Here is a 21,890-nt window from a genome sequence, read left to right on the forward strand (position 1 = left end):
GTATTATAGGTTGGAGATGTAGCTTCAAAAATTATATGAAATGCGTAAGGTCCTGCCCATACACTGAAAGAACCACCACAATTTGTTCTAACATAATATTCATATGCAGAACTAGGAGCTAATCCAGATAAGGTATAAGGGCTTGAAACATTTGTGATAGTAGTTCCAGATCCTTGAGTAAAATTATAAGGTCCCCATTCTAACTCCACATTAGCAGAACTAGTCCATGATAAATTAGCAGAATTAAGAGTAGAACTTACTACATTTAAATTCACTGGTCTAGCACAAGTAACCGATTTTCCTAATCTTGTTTCTGGTCTAAAATTTGATGCCGCAACTGTTGTTTGGTTTACAGTAGTACTTATCGCTCCTTTTAAACCACCTGTTAAATCTGTATTACAAGCTGCAACATTTGATGTTGATAAAGTTCCTGCTATGTTTTGATAATCAAAAGCAATATACAATGCCCCTCCGGTATATGTAAATGTTGACCCTCCGGCAAAAACAAAATCTACGTTTCCTGTTACTGCAGGTATGGTTACACTCGAATTACTTGCAGTTGTCATACCTGTAATTGCAGTTGCCCAAGTTGTACTTTTGGTATTTGTAGCATCAGCTGTGTTTTGAAGATAAACAGTCATATTTCCTGTTGTCGGAATATTTTGAGCTGTTAAATAGTAAAAGCCTAAAGAACTAACTATTGAACCATTTGCAAAACCAGAAGCTGTCATTTCAGCTGCTGTAATAAGCCAAATGCTTCTGTTGTATCTTTGAGATCCTTGCGGAGCACGGCCATTACCAGAAGTTGATAAACCTGTTATTAAAGGATAATAATCTGTTTGTGCATTGGCAACAAAACCAGTTATTAAAATAAGTAAATAAGTAAGTAATAATTTTTTCATAAATTGAGTTTTTTTTAGTTAAAGATTTAGACAAATATATATATTAAAATTATATAAATTCATGAAATTAAAATTTTAAACAATCTTTTAAAAAAACGACATTAAAATTTTAAAAACCAAAATAGTTCCATCACAAAAGGGGTTTTTAAGTCATCTTTTAATCTAAAGAAACTGGTTCTAACTCATCTTCTTTTTCCCATTTTCCAACTACTGAAGTAGCTAAAGCATTTCCTAAAACATTAGTTGCACTTCTGAACATATCGCAAAAATGGTCAATTGGTAATATTAATGCAATCCCTTCAATTGGAATATCAAACATCCCACAAGTTGCCGCAACCACCACTAAGCTAGCTCTTGGTACACCAGCGATTCCCTTACTGGTTAGCATCAAGACCAAAAGCATGGTCATTTGTGTTCCCATATCCAAATTAACGCCATAGGCTTGCGCTATGAAAATACTGGCAAAAGTCATATACATCATACTTCCGTCCAAATTAAAGGAATAACCCAACGGTAACATGAAGGAAACAATTTTATCTTTTACACCGAAACGTTCCAATTCTTCAGTTAATTTAGGAAAAACGGCCTCGCTACTGGTTGTTCCAAAGGCAATAATCAATGGGCTGACGATTCGTTTTAATAAAGTACCCATTCGTTTTCCTAAAAATAAATAACCGGCTAACAATAAAACGACCCAAAGGGAAGATATTCCAACTAAAAAGGAACCGAAAAATTTGATATAAGTAAGCAATAAATCATTCAAATCCCGAATGGCAAAAACACCCGCAATAGCTCCAAAAACACCAATTGGGGCAAATTTCATAACATAATTTACCATTTTCAGAATAATATGCGATGTTTTGTCTAAAGCATTAATTACAGGTTTTGCGTGATTTCCTATTGAAGCTGCCGCAAGTCCGAAGAAAATAGAAAAAATTACAATTTGTAAAATCTCATTGCCAGCCATTGCTTCCACAATACTTTTTGGGATAATGTGTTCGATGAAATTTTGAGCAGAAAAATGTTGAGTTTTCTCAGTTACTTCGGCAGCTGAAGATAAATCAACATCTGATAAATTCAATCCAACTCCAGGTTCTAAGATATTAACCCAAAACATACCTATTAATAAGGATATAAAGGAAGCAGTAAAAAACCAACCCAATGCTTTTCCACCAATTCTTCCAACGGCACTGATATCACCCAGTTTTGCAATACCAACCACTAAAGTGGTAAAAACCAATGGAGAAATAATCATTTGAACCAAACGAATAAAAACCGTAGCCAGAATTTTGATGTAGGTACTGAATTCTTTTGCAGCTTCGGCCGGCCAATTATTGTGTATTACAATACCTAAAATTGCACCCAGTGTCATAGCAATTAAAATTTGAAAAGTAAGATTTCCCAGTAAAGACGGCTTTTTATGTTCGATTGTATTCATTTATTTGGAGTTAGTTTTTATTGTTATTTATAGGTTTTATTTAAAAGATAAAAATCCGCTAAAACGATTGCTGCCATCGCTTCCACAATGGGAACCGCACGAGGCACCACACAAGGATCGTGTCGTCCTTTGCCTTGCATTTCTACCATATTTCCCTGATTGTCCAGTGTTTCCTGTTTTTGCATTATGGTAGCTACAGGCTTAAAGGCTACCCGGAAATAAATGTCCATTCCATTTGAAATTCCGCCTTGAATTCCGCCAGAAAGATTGGATTTTGTGGTTCCGTCCGGATTATATAAATCATTGTGTTCGCTTCCCTTCATTTTAGCGCCGCAAAAACCACTTCCATATTCAAAACCTTTTACAGCGTTTATAGAAAGCATGGCTTTGCCTAATTCGGCATGAAGTTTATCAAAAACTGGTTCGCCCAGACCAATAGGAACATTTTGTAACACGCAAGTTACGGTTCCGCCAACGGTGTCTCCTTGCTTTCGAATTTCCCGAATATATTCTTCCATTTTTAAAGCAGTAGCTTCATCCGGACAACGAATTGGATTGCTTTCGGTTTTTGAAAAATCTAAATCCTGATACGGTTTATCTATAAAAATATCGCCCACAGAAGATACAAAAGCATTAATTTTTATATTATTTAAGACCTGTTTTGCAATGGCACCAGCCACTACCCTACTTGCCGTTTCACGTGCTGAGCTTCTTCCGCCGCCGCGATAATCACGGATGCCATATTTTTGCTCATAGACATAATCAGCATGACTAGGTCTATAGGAATCTTTTATATGAGAATAGTCCTCTGATTTTTGATTGGTGTTTGGAATTATAAATCCTATTGGAGTTCCTGTAGTTTTTCCTTCAAAGATTCCGGATAAAAATTGAACTTCATCTTCTTCTTTTCTTTGGGAAACGATAGCGGACTGACCTGGTTTTCTTCGGGACATTTCAAATTGAATGGCTTTAAAATCAAGAAGGATTCCTGCGGGACATCCATCTATAATTCCTCCTAAAGCTTCTCCGTGAGATTCTCCAAAAGTGGTGATTTTAAAAAGTGTTCCAAAGCTATTTCCAGCCATATTCAATAGTTTGAAACAAATGTATGATTTAAGTTTAAAAGTTTAAAGTTTAAAGTTTAAAAGTTACCGAAACATTTCACAATTAATTGACTTTGAAAAAATAATACTAATCCGATAAATTAACCTTTATATAAAACTCAATTAACAATAGCACGCTTAATTTGTAAAACTTCAAAATACAATAAATTGAAAAAAAGAAAAGTAGAGCTAGTGGTTATTTCTGATGTGCATTTAGGAACTTATGGTTGTCATGCTAAAGAACTGCTCCACTATTTATCCTCCATAAAACCTAAAACGCTTATTTTGAATGGAGATATAATCGATATTTGGCAATTCAGAAAATCTTTTTTCCCGGCATTGCATCTGAAAGTCATCAAAAAAATCATTGATTTTGCTTCCAAAGGAACAAAAGTGTACTATGTTACCGGAAATCATGACGAAATGCTTCGGAAATTCAGCGAAAGTAATATCGGAAATTTTTCGGTGGTGGATAAAATCGTTTTAGAATTGGATGATAAGAAAGCCTGGATTTTTCATGGGGATGTGTTTGACGCCTCGGTTCAACATTCGAAATGGATAGCGAAACTAGGCGGTTTTGGCTATGATTATTTAATTTTAGTCAATCGATTTGTCAATTGGTGCTTGAAAAAAATTGGTAAAGAGCCGTATTCTTTTTCAAAAGCGATAAAAGCCAGTGTAAAAAAAGCGGTGAAACACATTTCTGATTTCGAAAAAACAGCCACCGATTTGGCTATAGAAAAAAAGTATGATTACGTTATTTGTGGTCATATTCATGAGCCGAAAATAATTCGAAAAGAGAATAAAAACGGGACAACGCTGTATTTGAATTCTGGTGATTGGGTTGAGAATTTAACCGCATTAGAATACAATAATAAAAGATGGAAATTATATCGCTATGCTGAAAACACTCAAAATGAGGAAGAAGATTTTTTTGAAATGGAAACTTTACTGAGCCAACAATTGATGACCTCATTGGTTTTTTCTAAAGATTAATTAGTTTTGTTATATTAGCAGTTCTAAAATTAATTTTTATAACCATGAAATTCAAACTCTTAATTGCTTTAGCATTGTTTACAGTGCTTACTTCTTGCTCCTCAGATGACAACTCCAACACTGGTGGAAGTACTAATTACTTACCATTGGGGACAGGAAATTTTTGGACATATAAAGTTATAGGTGTAAATGTATCAGAAAGAGACTCACTTTATGTTGCCAATGATACCGTTATCAATGCAAAAACCTATAAAAAATTAAAAACCCTGAATCAGCCTTTTGGATTTTTCTCTAATTCGATGAATAATAATGGCATCAGAAATGAAGGTAGCTCATTATTATTAAGCGGTACAGCAGGGCTTAATTTAGGAGATACTTTTCCAATTGATTTAAGTTTAAATGACTTTGTAATTTTTAAAGAAAATGCTTCAAATAACGAACAATTGAGTTCGATTTCCGGAGTAATAAACCAGGACTTTCAAGGTTATCCGTTAAATTTAGCCTATACAATGAAGTCAACTGCGATGGAAACATTACCTAGTTTTACATCTCCAGACGGTGAAGTTTATACCGATGTTAAAAAAGTAAAAACAACATTAAATTTAAAAATTTCCACAACCGTAACTATTCCTAATATTCCAATTCCGCTTACAATCACAATAATGAATCCACAAGATGTGGTTGTTTCTATACAATATTATTCAAAAAACATCGGAATGGTTTATACCAATACCACGATTAGCTATGAACTACAGGATTTGTCACAATATGGAGTAACACTGCCAATACCACAATCAGGCAGTCAAATACAAGATGAATTTTTGGACACTTACCAAGTTGACTAACAATTAATTAATGATTTATTGCTGATTATTTTGTTAATCTTAACATAAAAAAAAGCTATTTAACTGTAAAAACTATTTTCAGCGAACAAAAAGTGTGAATTATGAAACATTTTAAATTGATTCGTATTTCCTTTTCATCGTATCTTTGTCGAAACAAAAAATTAAAATTTATGAAAAAAATAATTTTATCAGCTATTATGTTAATCGGATTAGCATTTAGCGCACAAGCACAAGAAATTTCAAAAAATGCAATAGGTTTACGTATTGGTGATAATGATGGTTTTGGTGCAGAAGTTTCTTATCAAAGAAAATTGTCTACTAACAACCGTTTAGAATTAGATTTAGGTTGGAGAAATAGAGATAGAAATTTTAATAATAACTATAATTCCGATGAGAGTTCTGTGAAATTGGCAGGTTTATACCAATGGGTTTGGAATATTGATGGTGGTTTCAACTGGTATGTTGGTGTTGGTGGTGGTTTGGCTAACAATAGTTATGATTACTATGATAACGACAATAACAGATATGACGAAAGTTATACTTACGCTTTTGCAGCTGGAGATATCGGTATCGAATACGACTTTGATATTCCATTAATGTTATCTTTAGACTTTAGACCAGAATTTTATTTTACTGATAAAGTAAATGAAGATTTTGGACCGGACGTTGCATTTTCAGTTAGATACCAATTCTAGTATTTAGCAATTATATATATAAAACGCCACTAGCAATAGTGGCGTTTTTTTATTTTATAATGATTTCTTTTTTAGAATTTATTTTTACGATGCTATACGGATAGGTATACTCTGATGTTGTATTACCGTCAGCTTTAGGTTCGTTTTCTTTGACCGTTATAATTATTTTATCCGGGGTTTCCTCTGCATCAACCACTTCAATTGAGCCGCCTTTCCCCGATTTCTCTCCCATATTTAGAATTATAAAATTCGAAGTGTTAATATCGTCAGGTTTAATTTTACTTTTTAAATTTTCATCATTTTGCAACATTCTAAATTCTCTGCTATCCGAAACAATTTCATAAAAATGAATATTTCCGCCACCATCAGTTTGTTGTGTCAGAACCTCAAACAAGGGCTTTTTTGCTGGGTTTTTTGTAGAGGAAGCTCCACATGAAAATAAAGCTAAGGCCAGTAATGATAGCGCTACTTTTTTCATATCTGTTTATTTATCGTTTTTTGATATAAATCTTCGTATAAAGGTAATATATTTTTGATGTCAAATTTTTCGGCAACCGATAAAGCATTCTTTTTAAATTTAGCCAAAACAGCATCATCCTTTAAAATCATTAAAGCATTTTCAGCCATTTCATCTGTATTACCCACATCACTTAAATAGCCTGAAACTCCGTCAAAATTGACTTCTGGCAAACCTCCCGAATTGCTCGAAATCACGGGAACACTCCATGCCATAGCTTCTAAAGCGGCAAGTCCAAAACTTTCGGTTTCAGAAGGTAATAAGAATAAATCGGTATAACTCAAGATTTTATCGATTTCATTACTGTTTCCAAAAAAGATAACTTTGTCTGCAATACCTAATTTTTGACACATATTCTCAGCAATTTCTTTTTCCGGTCCATCACCAACCATCATCAATTTGGCTGGGATTTCTTGCTGAATTTTATTAAATATGGTAATGATATCCGGAATGCGTTTTACTTTTCTGAAATTGCTGATATGGGTAATGATTCTTTCGTTTTCCTTAGCTATAACGGAACGGTGACAGGAAATATTAGGATCTTTGATGTTATTATTCAATTCGATGAAATTTGGAATCACGTGAATCTCTTTTGTAATATTGAATAATTTATAGGTTTCATCTTTCAAACTTTGGGAAACCGAAGTCACCACATCCGATTTATTAATACTGAAAGTCACTGCCGGCTTATAAAATGGATGATTGCCCACCAAGGTAATATCGGTTCCATGAAGTGTTGTTACCATTGGAATGTCAATCCCTTCGTCTTTCAGCATTTGTTTAGCCATGTAACCTGCATAAGCATGCGGAATGGCATAATGCACATGTAACAATTCGATTTTATAAAGTTTGACCATATCAACCAATTTACTCGATAAAGCCAATTCATAAGGTTGATAATGAAACAAGGGATACTCCGGAACGTTAACTTCGTGGTAATGCACGTTTGGATTCAAAAGTGCCAAACGTACGGGTTGGCTATAAGTAATAAAGTGGATTTCGTGACCTCTTCTGGCTAATTCAAGACCTAATTCTGTAGCGACAACGCCACTTCCGCCAAAGGTAGGATAACAAACTATTGCTATTTTCATCTGTGTTTTTTAGTAAAAACGAATTTACCAAAAATAGCAATGCTTTTTAGGAAAACTTATGTTAAAAAATTCATTTTCTAAAGCAAATAATTCGAATAATAAAAAACTGTTTTATGATGCAATCTAATTAATAATTGCATCATAAATCACCCTTTGGATATCCTCACGAATGTTTTCCTTAGACAAAGTATTTGAAGGATTTGTTCCTGGGAATGTTCTGTTGGCTAAAAATATATAAACAATTTCGTTTTCAGGATCAGCCCAAGCCATAGTTCCTGTAAAGCCTGTATGCCCAAAACTGATTAATGAAGCGCAACTGCATGCCGGTCCGGAAGTCCCCGGTATTTGTGGCTTATCAAAACCAATACCTCTCCTATTCCCTTCGGCACAAAAATAACAGGTATTAAAATCAGCAAAAGTTTTTTCTGAAAAATATTGCTGATTACCGTAATTCCCCTTTTGAAGATAGAGCTGCATCATTTTTGCAACATCCATTGTATTGGAAAAAATTCCGGCATGACCTCCAACGCCGCCTTCCATAGCAGCTTCCATATCGTGAACATATCCCTGAATCACTTGATGACGGAAATAGGTATCGTTTTCTGTTGGAGTAATGATGTATTTATTGAATTTTTCCAAAGGATTATAGGTCGTGTTATTCATTCCGAGTGATTTGTAGAAATTCTCCTGAATTAAAACATCTAGTTTTTTTCCTGTTGTTTTTTCTAAATAATCTTTTAAAATGATAAACGTAAAATCACTGTATTTGTATTCTTTTTTAGTCATTAATTTACTATCCATAATTTTTTTCATGATCGTATCATGATAATCATTCCTGATATAAAGACTGTCCGCCACTTTTTTCGAAAACTGGCTATCGGCTACTTTTCTATAGTATTTATTCGACGGCATTTTTATGCTGTCCAATGTTGACTGATAAAATGGAATCCATGCCTGAAGCCCAGCATAATGGGACAATAAATCTTTAAAACTAATGTCTTTTTTATCAGAATTATTAAAAGAAGGCAGCATCGATCCTAAAGTAGTTTCCATGTTTATTTTTCCCTGATCATATTGCTGCATGACATTAGGCAAAGTAGAAAGAATCTTTGTCAGTGAAGCTACATCATAAATATCAGAATTGGTTACTTTTACAGTATTGTCATAAGTATGATAACCGAAGGATTTTTGATAAATCACTTTTCCTTTTCTCGCCACAAGTACCTGAATTCCAGGCGTCATTTTTTTAGCGATAGCCTTATTTGCAATCTTGTCAATTTGGGATAAAACATTAGAGTTCATCCCCACGTTTTCAGGCACTGTAAAACCTAGTCGATTTATTTTTTCTGTAAATAATCCATCATTGACAATGAAATTATTATTGATTGAAACCGGTAATTTTCCTTTGGCTTCAATGACTCCGAAAATCAATTCTGCCGAAACTATCTGAGCAATATCCGCATTTTGATATGAAACAATAACTGCTTCAATTTCATCAAAAGAACTTAAAGGCAACAAAGAGTATGGTTTCGTGAAAACATCCAGAATTACAATATTATTTTTAGCAATTTCTTGTAGCCAAAGTATTTCTTTTTCGCTGAAATCGTGTTTTTTCCAAGCCTTATCCGATTTATGAAAACCTACAATTACTGTATTAAAATCTTTTAAATGAACATTTAAACTGTCAATATTTTTGTTTGAAACTTCGGTCACATCCGTATATTTTTTTAAAGTGGAAACAAACGGACTATTCACATCGTCACCTAATTTTACATAGGCAATTTTGTTGTTTTCTAAGTTTCTAATAGGTAAAATATCGTTTTTATTCTTCAATACTGTAACCGCATTTTCATACAATTGATATTGTAATGCGTCATTTGATATTGGCGTTATTTCCTTAATCAAATTTGAAGTGTCAACAGGTTTGTATTTATTTAAACCCGCAAAATATTTATATTTTAAAATCTTTTTAACGGAATGCGACATTCTTTCTTCCGAGATTAAACTGTCCTGATAGGCAGAACAAATTTTTTCTATAGCCATAGGAACATTTTCTGAAAAAAGCAAAATATCATTTCCTGCCAAAAATGCTTCAAAATCAATATCTCCCGGACTTAATGAAGTATTATCAGGTCTTTTAAAATTACTAGCCGCTTTCATATTCAAAGCATCTGTAAAAATCAAACCGTCAAATGCCAATTGTTTTTGAAGAACATTGGTCACCACATTATAAGAAATTGAACTCGGATAATTTATTCTTGGCTCAAGACTTGGGACGTTCAAATGGGCAACCATTACTGAAACCAGTCCTTCCTGAAACATTTTTTTGTAGGGATACAACTCCACTTCATCCAGTCGTTCTTTCGAAAAATTGACCATTGGTAAGGAATGATGTGAATCCGTTTCGGTATCTCCATGACCTGGAAAATGTTTTCCTGTAGAAAATACGCCTTGACTTTGAACCCCTTTCATTAAAGCAATGGCGTCATCGGTCACGTTTTCTTTGTTCTCGCCAAAAGAACGGAACCCTATAATTGGATTACGTGGATTGGTATTAATATCTAAAACGGGGGCGAAATTGAAATGGATTCCCATTCTTTTGCTTTCCTGTCCCATTTTAGCACCCACTTTTTCAATCAATTTTGTATCTCGAATCGCACCAAGAGTCATATTAAAAGGAAAGCGATACGTGGAATCTAAACGCATACTCAAACCCCATTCAGCATCAATTCCTATGAAAAGCGGCAGTTTTGATTTGGCTTGATAACGGTTTGTTAAATTAGCCTGACGCAATGGCCCACCCTGAAAGAAAATTAATCCCCCAATTTTATACTCATTTATGAGTTTATCTATAGAGTTAATATGAGTGGTATCTTTATTTGAATACGCGGCAACCATGAAAAGTTGTCCAACTCTTTCGTTAGAAGTCATTTGATTATAAACGCTGTCAACCCATTTTTTTTGGTTATAGGATTCTTTAAAAAATGGATTTTCAAATGTTTTTGTTACTACAACTATTTTGGGTGCAATTACAGGTACAGTTTTTTTTGTACCAGAACAACCGGCAGCTAACAAGATTAAGCTTCCAACAAAAAATAGTTTGGTTATAATTGATTTCATGAATGAGTTTTTGTTTAAAAAAAGCGACTGTGCCAGCTTTCAATTGCCGGAACTTCCCAATATTCGTGCCATTCCCCAAGAGTATTAATAAGATTATTAAAAACTATTGTGTTTTCTGTAACGGCTTTGTCTTTTGCCATTTTTTTGAAATCAATCAAAGTTTTGTGGGCAATGTGTTCTCCTAATTTGAAAGTCACATTCATTTTATCCAATAAATCGACCGTATATTTTTGTTCTAAACTTTGAATAAACTGTACCGAAGCATCAATGGAACAACCCGTGGCAGCTTGTGTTTCCTGATTTACGGCAAGAATTATAAATCGATTGTATTTTAGTTGGAAAGAAGCTTCAAGGCTTGTTCCGTGGGCAGCCCAATTGGTTACAAATTCTTCTAAGGCCTTTTCTATTTCTGTAATTTCCTCATCTGAGAATTTTCTATTGGATTGATAAATCCAAATTTTTGATTCATCAGGAAGTGTATTAAAATCTACTAACATAATTATTGTATATTTTACAAAAATACCTTTTTAGAATTATAATTCCTCATAAAGCATTTATAATTTATTTATTGAAACAGGATCTAAATGAAATTTAATAACCGGAAATAGCAATCTTATTTTTATAAGAAAAAGGGTTAAAACCTATATATGGCTTTAACCCTTTAAATATTTATTTACCAGGAATCTATAAATCCTGAGCGTTCGCAATTAATTCTGCAATATCCATGACTTTAACTTCACCTTCTTTTTCTTTATTTTTTACACCATCAGTCATCATAGTATTACAGAATGGGCATCCTGCAGCAATAATTTCAGATTTGGTTTCAAGCGCATCTTCTGTTCTTTCGATATTGATTTCCTTATTTCCAGGTTCAGCGTCTTTGAACATTTGTGCACCACCGGCACCACAGCATAATCCGTTAGCGCGAGAACGCTTCATTTCGACTAACTCTGCATCTAATTTTCGGATTAATTCCCTCGGAGCTTCATAAACGCCGTTGGCTCTTCCTAAATAACAAGGATCGTGAAAAGTGATTCTTTTTCCTTTAAATTGTCCTCCTTCAATCGTTAATCGGCCGTCATCTAACAAAGATTTCAAAAATTCCGTATGGTGTACAACTTCATATTTCCCGCCTAATTCAGGATACTCATTTTTTAATGTATTGAAACAATGTGGACAAGCGGTAACTATTTTCTTTGCTTCATAGGCATTCAGCACTTCTATATTCATCATTGCCTGCATTTGAAACAAAAACTCATTCCCTGCACGTTTTGCCGGATCTCCGGTACAGCTTTCTTCGGTACCAAGAACTGCAAAAGGAACATTGGCACGATTTAGAATTCGCACAAATGCTTTGGTAATTTTTTTGGCTCTGTCATCAAAACTTCCTGCGCACCCAACCCAAAATAAAACTTCCGGTTGTTTGCCTTGTGCCATCATTTCTGCCATTGTTGGCACTACTAAACTTTCTGACATATTTTTTTTTTATAAGATGCAAAGTCGCAAAGGTGCAAAGATGCAAAGTTTACTTCTATACTTATTTACTCGTGTTTCCCGTCGTCAAAAACTTGAATGGTAACCTCTTTATTTACCAAATCTGTAAATTTTCCTCTGTAACGCGTTGCTTTTACCAAGTGATTATCAATCCAATGGTAATTTCCTCCACGAGGTTTTCCCATCAGCATTCCATGGTATTTGAAACCATGTTTTTTTAACCAGGCTTCTGTAATTTCTCTGTGGGCTTCGGTTCTGGATGTAAAAAAGAAAATGATGTGACCTTCATCATACCATTTATTCAATGTTATTAATGCATCCGGATAAACCTCGGCAGTAGCCATTCTTTCAGGTTCTTCATTGGGAATATCATCACAAATGGTTCCGTCAATATCAATCAGGTAATTTTTTATTCCATCAGGAAGAATAGGGCTAATTGCTTCTCCGTTTTCTGTTGCGGCAACTAATTTTTTATCTAAATCTTCAATCTTCATTGCATTATTATTTTATTGTTCGTCTTTCCAATTCAATCGGTCTTGTTGATTGTATTGCCAAGGCGCTCCATTATTTTCGATATTGGTCATCATTGCGTTTAAAGGCATTGGCGCAGCACTTTGCTCCATTACTAAATAACGGCGCATATCAATAATGATTGAAAGCGGATCAATGTTTACCGGACATTCCTCAACACAAGCATTACAAGAGGTACAAGCCCAAAGTTCTTCCGGAGTGATGTAGTCGTTTAATAAGGATTTGTTATCCGGAATAAATATGCCTTTATTGTCATCTATATTTTTTCCGACTTCTTCCAGCCTGTCTCTCGTATCCATCATAATTTTACGAGGGGATAATTTTTTACCTGTTTGATTTGCAGGACAAACGGAAGTACAACGGCCGCATTCGGTACAAGTGTAAGCGTTTAATAACTGAACCCAGTTTAAATCCTGAACATCGCTGGCTCCAAATTTTGAATGAACTGCATTCTCATCCACTGGCGCTGCTGCAAAAGGATCTATATTAGGATCCATCATTAATTTTACCTCTTTAGTAACCGATTCTAAATTGTTGAATTGCCCTTGTGGCTTTAAATTTGCAAAATAGGTGTTTGGAAAAGCCAATAAAATGTGTAAATGTTTCGAGAAATAAAGATAATTCAGGAAAATTAGAATTCCGGTAATATGTAACCACCACACGGCCCTTTCAATCATCATTACGGTAATTTCTGACATTCCGTTAAATAATGGTTCAATAAATTGCGATATCGGAAATGCACCTGCTCGTTCATAATGACCGAATCCTAATAATTGCAAATGATAATCGGATGCATTCATTATTAAGAACAATGACATTAAAACAATTTCAAAATACAAGATGTAATTGGCATCACTTTTTGGCCATCCTTTTAAATCTGAATGGATAAATCTTTTTAATTTGATGATGTTTCTTCTTATCAAAAATACGATAACGGAAAACAAAACCAAAAAAGCCAAAATTTCAAATGAACCAATTAACACATCATAAAAACCACCCATGAAAGCAAAAACACGATGTGTCCCGAAAAGGCCATCGATTATGATTTCTAATAATTCTAAATTAATGATTACAAACCCGATATAGACAATTATATGAAGTATTCCTGTAATGGGTCTTTTGACCATTTTGGATTGTCCAAGGGCAATCATAGCCATGTTTTTCCAACGTGCTGAAGGATTATCAGAACGGTTAATATCCTGACCCAATTTAATGTTTCGAATAATTTTTTTGAAATTTATGGCAAAAAAGGCGAAACCTAAACCAAGAATAATTGCAAATAATATATTATCTAAATAGCTCATAAATGGTTAGTTTTTAGCTTTTGTTATGGTGTCATTTTTTGGCGCGACATAAGGCTTATTTTTCTTTCCGAAAACAGATACATTAATATAACGAGTAGGATTAAGTCTTACATCCTGCAATAAAATTTCCAATTCTTTCGAAGCTTTATTCAAATCATTATATAAACCCTCATCTTTCATCAATTTTCCTAATGTTCCTTTTCCGGATTGGACATCGAGCATAATCTTATCGACTTTAGCTAATGTTTCGCCTAATTTTTTGGCGGTTTGACCTAAATTAGCTTTAGACAAGGAATCAGAAATTTTTGTAAAATCGGAAGAAACTTTATTAAGGTTATTCAGTGTGCCGTCAATTTTTGCTTTGTTATTATCTAAAATAGAATTTAAACTTACGCCAGCCGTATTAAATTCAGCTAAAGTCTTATTTAAATTCGCAATACTGCTTTTGAAGTTTTCTTTGGTTTTAGCGTCTAAAATTGTATTTATGTTTGTCAGTAAAGAATCAGCACTAACGACTGTTCTTTCCAACTTTTGTTGCAAAGGGGATAGTTGTTCCCCAACAAGATCAGTTAATCCTTTTTTGACTCCACCGCTTAAAGTATCGCCAGATATTGCTAGATTTTTATCGCTATAATTAGGAATAATCTGAATTTGCTTTCCTCCTATTAATCCCGGTTCGTAAATATTTACAATACTAGATTTAGATATTGGAAAATCACTTTTAATTTGGAGTTCAACAATTAATTTACCATTAGTATTTTGAATTGAAATACTTGTCACTTTTCCAACAACGAGTCCATTTATGGTTACCGGAGCTGAGGCCGCCAGTCCTTCGACATTGTCGTATTCAACATACAGTGTTTTATAATCTGTAAATAAATCTTTGCCTTTTAAAAAACTGTATCCCCAAATAAATAATAAAATGGAAGCGATAACTAATATGGCAGTTTTAATTTCTCTAGTAATTTTCAATGGTGTAGAATTTTGAGCAAATTTAAATTAAATTCTTTGAACTTTGAAGTATTATTTTAATGCTTCTTGAATACTTATTTTCTTTCCGTTTTCAAAAGCTATTAAAAAAGCAGAATTATATCCTTTTGATTTTGCTTCTTCCAAATATTTTTTGGCTTCGACATAATCAGATGTTTCACCATACATATATTTGTAAATATTTGAATCGGCTGCTATGGATATGTTTTTCAACCCTTTGAAATTGCTCGGAATTAAAGCTACTTTTTTGCTACTGGCAGAAAGTTGCACTTTGAATATAGTCCCCTTTGTTTCTGTTTTTGATTCTTGTTTTGGAACCTCAGAATTAATCTTAATTTCCTTTTTAACCGGAACCGGTGTGTCTTTTACCGCTTTTTCAATCATTTTTTGAGCCGGTTTTTCTTCTTCAGTATCAAAATCCCCATTACCAAAGTACTCTTTTTTGTAACTTACGATGGCATCGGCAATGGCTTTTGCTATCTCGTTTTGTCCTTCTTCAGAATCTAATATTGCTCCTTCCTCTTTATTAGAAATAAAACCCATTTCGATTAACACCCTTGGCATATAAGCTTTATGCAAAACCATAAATGGCGCTTGTTTCAACCCTCTGTTTTTTTTACCTAAATCATCCGTAAATTTATCCTGAACCTTACTGGCCAAAGAAATACTGTTTTCAAGATATTCTTCTTGCATCAAAGTCATTCCAATCAATGTTTCAGGAGAATTTGGATCATACCCTTCATATTTTTGTTTGTAGTCTTTCTCTAAGGTAATTACCGAGTTTTCCTTTTTGGCCGCTTCAAGATTCGAAGCGTTTTTGGTCATACCCATCACGTAGGTTTCTGTACCTTCTGCAACTGTATTTTTGTTTGCATTACAATGTATTGAAACAAAAATATTAGCATTTACCCTATTGGCAATTTTAGCTCTTTCGATTAAATCTATAAAAACATCTGTTTTTCTGGTGTAATTGACATCTATATTGGGCTGACTTTCTAATATTTTGCCCACTTTTAGAACAACAGCAAGCGCAATATTTTTTTCAACATGCCCATGATAGACAGCACCAAAATCATGTGCGCCATGGCCAGCATCTAAGGTTACCTTGAAATTTTTATTTTGGCTAAATCCAGAAAATGAAATGGTGCAAAATAACAAAATTAAGACCGCTTTGATTTTATTTGATATATACATAAATATAATAGTTAATTTTAATTAAAACCGTATGGTTATAAATTTAATATTTGTTTATTTTTGACGAAAAATAATATGTAAGTTTGACGCTTCAAAAACTAAGCCATATTTTACAAAAATAGCATTTATACCTTTGCATACAAACTTATTTAATATCGTTTTATTAGCATTTTTCCTAACAATAGGAACTACCAAGACGTACTCGCAAGAATTGACTCCTAAATCCATTAATGTACCTGCTGAAAAACAGCAAGATACCCTAAATGTTAACGCCAAAGATTTATTAAAAGTCTCCGATACTATAAAAAAAGACAGTATCAAACCAAAGAAAGCATTATTGGAAGGCAAAATCAAGCGTAAAGCAGTTGATTATGAAAAAATTGACCAGAAAAAGAAACAGATTACTTTATACAATCAAGCCGAATTATATTATCTGGACATTGAATTAAAAGCCGGAATCATTGTAATGGATTATGAAAAAAGTGAGATTTATGCCGGAAGGATAAAAGATTCTACAGGTAAATATACACAAGCGCCTGTTTTTAAGCAAGGTACAAATGTGATTGAACCCGATTCTATTCGTTTTAATTACAAAACAAAAAAAGCTTTAGTTTGGAACTCAAGAACTGAACAAGGTGAATTTAGAATAAAAGCAGAAGTCACAAAAAAAGAAAACGATTCGGTCTATTTCATGAAAGGTGCCCGTTTTACAACGGCAAAAGACATTGATAATCCCGAATATTATTTTCAAACCAATCGGGTAAAATTTGTTCCAGGCAAAAAAGTGGTTGTCGGCGTAACCAATCTGGTTATTGCTGACGTACCGACTCCTATAGGATTACCTTTTGCTTTTTTCCCTATGACAGAAAAAAGTCAGTCGGGAATAATTATGCCCACTTTCAATGACACCCGATTAAGAGGCTATTCTTTGCAAAATGGAGGGTATTATTTTGCTTTAAGCGATAATTATGATTTAGCATTACTTGGTGATTATTATACCAACGGAAGTTATGGAATGCGTGTAGAATCAAATTATGCCAAACGTTATAAGTACAGGGGAAATGTTAATCTTCGTTTCGAAAACCTTATTAACAGTGAAAGAGGTTATCCGGATTATTCAAAAACCAATATTTATAATATTCAGTGGTCGCATTCTAAAGACGGCAAATCAAATCCCAATTCCCGTTTTTCAGCCTCTGTAAATTTAGGGAGCAGTAAATATTTTCAACAATCTATCAATCAGGTAAACATTGGTTCAACGCTTAATAATACGTTAAGTTCTTCGATATCCTATTCAAAAACATTCAATTCTGTCCCACAAGTGAATATGTCATTAACGGCAACCCATTCGCAAAATACCCAAACTCAGGAAATTAATATGACATTACCGTCATTACAATTAAGTGTTGACAGGATATTTCCATTTGCTCCAAAGGATGGTATAAAAAAAGGAATTATAAAAAACATCAATTTACAATATTCATTGAAAGGTGAAAATAGAATCAAAACTACGGATTCCTTATTCTTTAAACCACAAATGTTTAGAGATGCAAAAGCAGGATTTCAACATTCAATTCCTTTAAGTACGAATTTTAAGATTTTCAAATATTTTAGCGCCTCAGCTTCTGCAAATTATAATGAAGTTTGGTATCTAAAAACCATAAAGAAAAATTTTGATGCATTTGAAAATGAAGTTATTGATACTGATGTGAATGGTTTTGATGCCTTTAGAACTTATTCTTTTAATTCAAGTTTAGGAACAACAATTTATGGAACATTTAATTTTGGTGAAGACAAAAAAATTAAATCCATAAGACACGTCATGCGTCCAGGGGTTTCCTATAGCTATACCCCAAGTTTCGAGAAATACTATGATACTTATGCAGCCGATGGAAGCGGTACTATAATTAAAGAATATACCAGATTTGAAAATGGGATTTTTGGCGCACCCGGAAGAGGAAATTCCAATATTGTAAGTTTTGATTTGAGCAATACATTTGAAGCGAAAGTAACGGATAAAGATTCCACTAAAACTGAGCCTAAAAAAATAATGCTTTTAAATAATCTGAATTTTCATACCGATTATAATGCAACCGTCGATTCTCTTCATTGGTCACCATTGCGGATTAGTGGCGGAACAAGAATACTTAATGAAAAAATGAATATCAATTTCGCTACGACTTTAGATCCTTATGCGATTGATAATTCAGGACGACGAATCGATACCTATAATATTAATAATGGAGGAAGTTTGTTTAGAATGACCAGTTCGAATATGACCTTGAATTATTCTATGTCAAGCAAAGATTACGATACCGATAAAAAAGAAAATACGCAAGGTTTAAGAAATGGTGGTCGAGGTGACGATTTGTTTGGTACAAATACAGATTTCAGTGACCGACGAGACAGCCAGTTTGGTGAAGATGATGGTGAAGATGCAGTTTCGGAATTCTTTAAAGCTACATTACCTTGGGATATGACTCTTGCCTACTCCTTAACTTATAGTAATAACAACAGGGAGAATAAAATTACCGGAAATTCCATAATGATTTCTGCCAATGTCGATTTGACTCCAAAATGGAAAGTAGGCGCTTCATCCGGTTACGATTTCGTACAAAAAGGTGTTACGTTTACCCAACTTCGTTTCGAACGGGATTTATTAAGCTGGAGAATGGATTTCAACTGGCAGCCTTTTGGGGATTATGCCTTTTGGGGATTCTTTATCGGAATTAAATCCAGCGTTCTTAGTGATATTAAGTGGGAAAAAAGAACGAGTCCGGACAAACAGTTGAGATAATTTTAAGATTTTATAATAAATTATACTATGAAAAAAATAATTTTTACTGACAAAGCTCCTGCTCCAATTGGTCCTTACAACCAAGCGGTATTAGTTGGAAATACTTTATATACTTCGGGTCAGATTGCTATAAATCCAGCAACTGGAACATTGGTTTTAGATACTATTGAAACCGAAACCAAACAAGTAATGGAAAACCTGAAAGCCGTTCTTGAAGCCGCTGAAATGACTTTTGATGATGTGGTTAAAACTTCTATTTTCATCATGGACATGAATGATTTCGGAAAAATAAATACGGTTTACGGCAGTTATTTTAACGAAAAAACCGCTCCAGCACGTGAAACGGTTCAAGTGGCTTGTTTGCCCAAAAATGTGAACATAGAAATTACAATGATTGCAATAAAATAGTTAAATCTTTTTATTTTATACAACAATGGCATTCAACAATAATTGTGCGGTAGCTTCATTGGTTGCCAAAGGAACATTGTGAACATCACAAATCCGAATCAGCATATTGATATCCACTTCATGCACATGACTTGATAAGGGATCTTTAAAGAACAACACCATTTTTGTTTTACCTTCGGCCACACGAGCCGCAATTTGCGCATCGCCACCCAAGGGTCCGGAAAGCATTTTCTTTACTTTAAAACCCGCATTTTCTGCTTTGCTTCCCGTAGTTCCGGTAGCGATTAGTTTTATGCCTTCGGCAATGAGTATGGATTTATTTTTGTTTAAAAACTGAACCATATCCGCTTTCATTCCGTCGTGAGCAATTATTGCGATTTCCATTATTTGTTTTGTATGTGAAATTGAATTAGCCCATCGATAGGTCTACGGAGCACATTTCCGAGTTGCAATCCATGTTTGTCTAACACTTGTTTCAATTCCTCTTTTAGGTAAAAAGCAATGGAACCAATGAAATGAACGGGAACCTCGTGGCAATTTTCGTATTGTTTGATGTAATTTTCTACAAAATCCTCCATACCGGATAGAATTATTTTTTTGCAATATGCCTCGTCTTTATGTTGAATTAAAAACTTGGCAAAAGTCGCCAAATACGCATTTGGATTGGGTTCTTTATAAAGATTGTGTTTGATGACATCTGCCTCTAAATCGAATTCTTTTTCGAATTTAGCAGCCATTTCTTTTGGCATTTTTCCAAAATAATAGCCACGGATCAGTTGTCTTCCGAATTGGTTTCCGCTGCAATCATCCATCGCAATATAGCCTAGTGACTGCACTTTTTGATGCAAAACGTTTCCGTCAAAATAACTGCAATTGGAACCCGTTCCCAGGATACAAACTATGGCTTTCTCATTTTTTGGAGTAGTGGCATAAACCGCGGCATAAGTATCTTCGTGAACGACTACTGCTGCATTGGGGAAATAATCCTGAAAAACTTCGGTCAGGAAAGTTTTCATACGGTCTGTTCCGCAGCCTGCTCCGTAGAAAAATAAATGGGAAACATTATTTTTATTGTGAAGAATATCAAAGCGATCATCCAGACGAGATATTATTTCTTCTTTATTGAGTACTTCTGGGTTTAACCCTAATGTTTGGGTGGTAAATAAGACTTTACCGTTTTCGTCTATTGAAATCCAATCGGCTTTTGTGGAGCCGCTATCAACTAATAATTTCATATCTAATTTAAGGTTTAGATTTTAGGTTTTATGATGGCTTTTTAGCCCCGATAACAGTGGAAATCCTTTTTCTTTTTGCTTTTAAAAGGAAAAAGATTGCAACGGATAGCGGGTAAATGATTCATTGAAAATGCCTAAAATTTTTGCTTCTAAAAAAACAAATATAAATAAAAAAATCCCGTTAATGACTAACGGGATTTTGCAAATGTATAAATTATTTTAAGCCCGCAATGTGAACTGATAAATCGATTAATTTGTTTGAATAGCCGCTTTCGTTATCATACCAAGATACGATTTTGAAGAAAGTGGAATTCAGTCCGATTCCGGCTTTTGCATCTACAATTGATGATCTTGGATCGGAGATGAAATCTTGAGAAACTACATCGTCTTCGGTGTAACCGATAATCCCTTTATAGTTGGTTTCGGAAGCATTTTTAAGCACTTCCATGATGGCTTCATAGGTGGTTTCTTTTGCTAATTTTACTGTTAAATCTACCACAGAAACATCGGCTACGGGAACTCTCATTGACATTCCTGTTAATTTCCCTTTTAGCTCAGGAATTACTTTTGTTACTGCTTTTGCAGCGCCTGTAGAAGCCGGAATAATGTTTAAAAGCGCTGATCTTCCGCCGCGGAAATCTTTTTTAGATGGTCCGTCTACGGTTAATTGTGTGGCTGTTGTGGCGTGAATGGTAGTCATTAGCCCTTCGACGATTCCGAAATTATCGTTAAGTACTTTTGCTAATGGAGCCAGGCAGTTTGTGGTACAAGAGGCATTAGAAACAATGGTGTCTGAAGCGGTTGCTTTGTCGTGGTTTACTCCCATAACAAACATTGGCGCATCTGCTGATGGCGCTGAAATTACTACTTTTTTTGCTCCGCCTTTGATGTGTGCATCAGCCGTTTCTAAAGTGGTGAAAATACCGGTGCATTCTGCAACGATGTCTACTCCTACTTCATCCCATTTTAATGTTGATGGATCTCTTTCGGAAGTCACGCGGATGTGTTTGCCGTTTACGAAAAGTTTATCATCGATTACTTCTACTTTTTCTGAAAACTTACCGTGAACCGAATCGTATTTTAATAAATAAGCCAGGTGATTTACATCTAATAAATCGTTTATGGCGACAACTTCTACATTATCTCTTTTATAGGTTTCTCTGAAAACAATTCTTCCAATTCTTCCGAAACCGTTTATTCCTAATTTTATTTTTGACATTTTATATTTTA

Annotated in this window: 20 protein-coding genes; 5 read left to right on the forward strand and 15 right to left on the reverse strand. The window is 34.2% G+C overall.

All coding sequences use genetic code 11. From position 1 onward, the window contains the following. The 3 genes from VI621_RS03620 to aroC form a co-directional block, all read right to left on the reverse strand. On the reverse strand, positions 1–902 hold a 902-nt coding region (locus tag VI621_RS03620; RefSeq protein WP_324217016.1), incomplete at its 3' end, for a fibronectin type III domain-containing protein. Positions 903–1,059: 157 nt separating this feature from the next. After that, on the reverse strand, positions 1,060–2,340 hold the full coding sequence (locus VI621_RS03625) for a dicarboxylate/amino acid:cation symporter (protein WP_324217017.1): 1,281 nt from the start codon (positions 2,338–2,340) through the stop codon (positions 1,060–1,062). A gap of 23 nt (positions 2,341–2,363) precedes the next feature. Further along, positions 2,364–3,425, reverse strand: coding sequence for a chorismate synthase (gene aroC, locus VI621_RS03630; RefSeq protein WP_324217018.1), 1,062 nt, complete (start codon positions 3,423–3,425; stop codon positions 2,364–2,366). Positions 3,426–3,611: 186 nt separating this feature from the next. Between aroC and VI621_RS03635 the strand changes: the two genes are divergently transcribed. From VI621_RS03635 to VI621_RS03645, 3 genes are all read left to right on the forward strand, one after another. Further along, positions 3,612–4,439, forward strand: coding sequence for a UDP-2,3-diacylglucosamine diphosphatase (locus VI621_RS03635; RefSeq protein ID WP_324217019.1), 828 nt, complete (start codon positions 3,612–3,614; stop codon positions 4,437–4,439). Between the two features lie 44 nt (positions 4,440–4,483). Further along, complete coding sequence (locus VI621_RS03640; protein ID WP_324217020.1) at positions 4,484–5,284, forward strand: hypothetical protein; 801 nt, start codon at positions 4,484–4,486, stop codon at positions 5,282–5,284. Between the two features lie 170 nt (positions 5,285–5,454). Then, positions 5,455–5,979: an outer membrane beta-barrel protein gene (locus tag VI621_RS03645; protein WP_324217091.1), complete on the forward strand. Its 525-nt coding sequence runs from the start codon at positions 5,455–5,457 to the stop codon at positions 5,977–5,979. Positions 5,980–6,028: 49 nt separating this feature from the next. On the opposite strand, the gene VI621_RS03650 is transcribed toward VI621_RS03645, so the two are convergent. From VI621_RS03650 to VI621_RS03690, 9 genes are all read right to left on the reverse strand, one after another. Then, a complete protein-coding gene (locus VI621_RS03650) occupies positions 6,029–6,457 on the reverse strand; it encodes a protease complex subunit PrcB family protein (RefSeq protein ID WP_324217021.1) in 429 nt (142 codons plus the stop codon). After that, a complete protein-coding gene (gene bshA / locus VI621_RS03655) occupies positions 6,454–7,587 on the reverse strand; it encodes an N-acetyl-alpha-D-glucosaminyl L-malate synthase BshA (protein WP_324217022.1) in 1,134 nt (377 codons plus the stop codon). Before bshA ends, VI621_RS03650 begins: the two co-directional genes overlap by 4 nt. Positions 7,588–7,710: 123 nt before the next feature. Further along, positions 7,711–10,707 carry a glycoside hydrolase family 3 N-terminal domain-containing protein gene (locus VI621_RS03660; protein WP_324217023.1) on the reverse strand — a complete coding sequence of 999 codons (2,997 nt, stop codon included), beginning with the start codon at positions 10,705–10,707 and terminating at the stop codon, positions 7,711–7,713. Between the two features lie 14 nt (positions 10,708–10,721). Continuing rightward, a complete protein-coding gene (locus tag VI621_RS03665; protein WP_324217024.1) occupies positions 10,722–11,204 on the reverse strand; it encodes an ABC transporter ATPase in 483 nt (160 codons plus the stop codon). Between the two features lie 187 nt (positions 11,205–11,391). Then, entirely contained in the window at positions 11,392–12,183 is a 792-nt protein-coding gene (locus tag VI621_RS03670; protein ID WP_324217025.1) for a (Fe-S)-binding protein, read from the reverse strand. Positions 12,184–12,248: 65 nt separating this feature from the next. Continuing rightward, complete coding sequence (locus VI621_RS03675; RefSeq protein WP_324217026.1) at positions 12,249–12,695, reverse strand: LNS2 domain-containing protein; 447 nt, start codon at positions 12,693–12,695, stop codon at positions 12,249–12,251. Between the two features lie 12 nt (positions 12,696–12,707). Further along, complete coding sequence (locus VI621_RS03680; protein ID WP_324217027.1) at positions 12,708–14,036, reverse strand: (Fe-S)-binding protein; 1,329 nt, start codon at positions 14,034–14,036, stop codon at positions 12,708–12,710. A gap of 6 nt (positions 14,037–14,042) precedes the next feature. Beyond that, positions 14,043–15,008 (reverse strand): MlaD family protein, encoded by a 966-nt coding sequence (locus tag VI621_RS03685; protein ID WP_324217028.1) that lies wholly within the window; start codon positions 15,006–15,008, stop codon positions 14,043–14,045. A 51-nt stretch (positions 15,009–15,059) separates the two neighbouring features. After that, the gene (locus VI621_RS03690; protein ID WP_324217029.1) at positions 15,060–16,220 is read right to left on the reverse strand and encodes an N-acetylmuramoyl-L-alanine amidase; all 1,161 of its coding nucleotides are present in this window, start codon (positions 16,218–16,220) and stop codon (positions 15,060–15,062) included. A gap of 133 nt (positions 16,221–16,353) precedes the next feature. On the opposite strand from VI621_RS03690, the gene VI621_RS03695 reads away from it, so the two are divergent. Both VI621_RS03695 and VI621_RS03700 read left to right on the forward strand, forming a co-directional pair. Next, on the forward strand, positions 16,354–19,017 hold the full coding sequence (locus tag VI621_RS03695) for a putative LPS assembly protein LptD (protein WP_324217030.1): 2,664 nt from the start codon (positions 16,354–16,356) through the stop codon (positions 19,015–19,017). 27 nt (positions 19,018–19,044) lie between these two features. Continuing rightward, positions 19,045–19,425, forward strand: coding sequence for a RidA family protein (locus VI621_RS03700; protein ID WP_324217031.1), 381 nt, complete (start codon positions 19,045–19,047; stop codon positions 19,423–19,425). Between the two features lie 15 nt (positions 19,426–19,440). Here VI621_RS03700 and VI621_RS03705 read toward each other — a convergent pair whose 3' ends face one another. The 3 genes from VI621_RS03705 to gap all read right to left on the reverse strand — a co-directional run bounded on the left by VI621_RS03705 (position 19,441) and on the right by gap (position 21,879). After that, on the reverse strand, positions 19,441–19,809 hold the full coding sequence (locus VI621_RS03705) for a methylglyoxal synthase (RefSeq protein WP_324217032.1): 369 nt from the start codon (positions 19,807–19,809) through the stop codon (positions 19,441–19,443). Beyond that, positions 19,809–20,660: a BadF/BadG/BcrA/BcrD ATPase family protein gene (locus tag VI621_RS03710; RefSeq protein WP_324217033.1), complete on the reverse strand. Its 852-nt coding sequence runs from the start codon at positions 20,658–20,660 to the stop codon at positions 19,809–19,811. The genes VI621_RS03705 and VI621_RS03710 overlap by 1 nt, the downstream gene beginning before the upstream one ends. A gap of 214 nt (positions 20,661–20,874) precedes the next feature. Next, a complete protein-coding gene (gene gap, locus VI621_RS03715; protein WP_324217034.1) occupies positions 20,875–21,879 on the reverse strand; it encodes a type I glyceraldehyde-3-phosphate dehydrogenase in 1,005 nt (334 codons plus the stop codon). Positions 21,880–21,890: the final 11 nt, after the last annotated feature.

Source organism: Flavobacterium sp., from assembly GCF_035292545.1.
Classification (GTDB): Bacteria; Bacteroidota; Bacteroidia; order Flavobacteriales; family Flavobacteriaceae; genus Flavobacterium.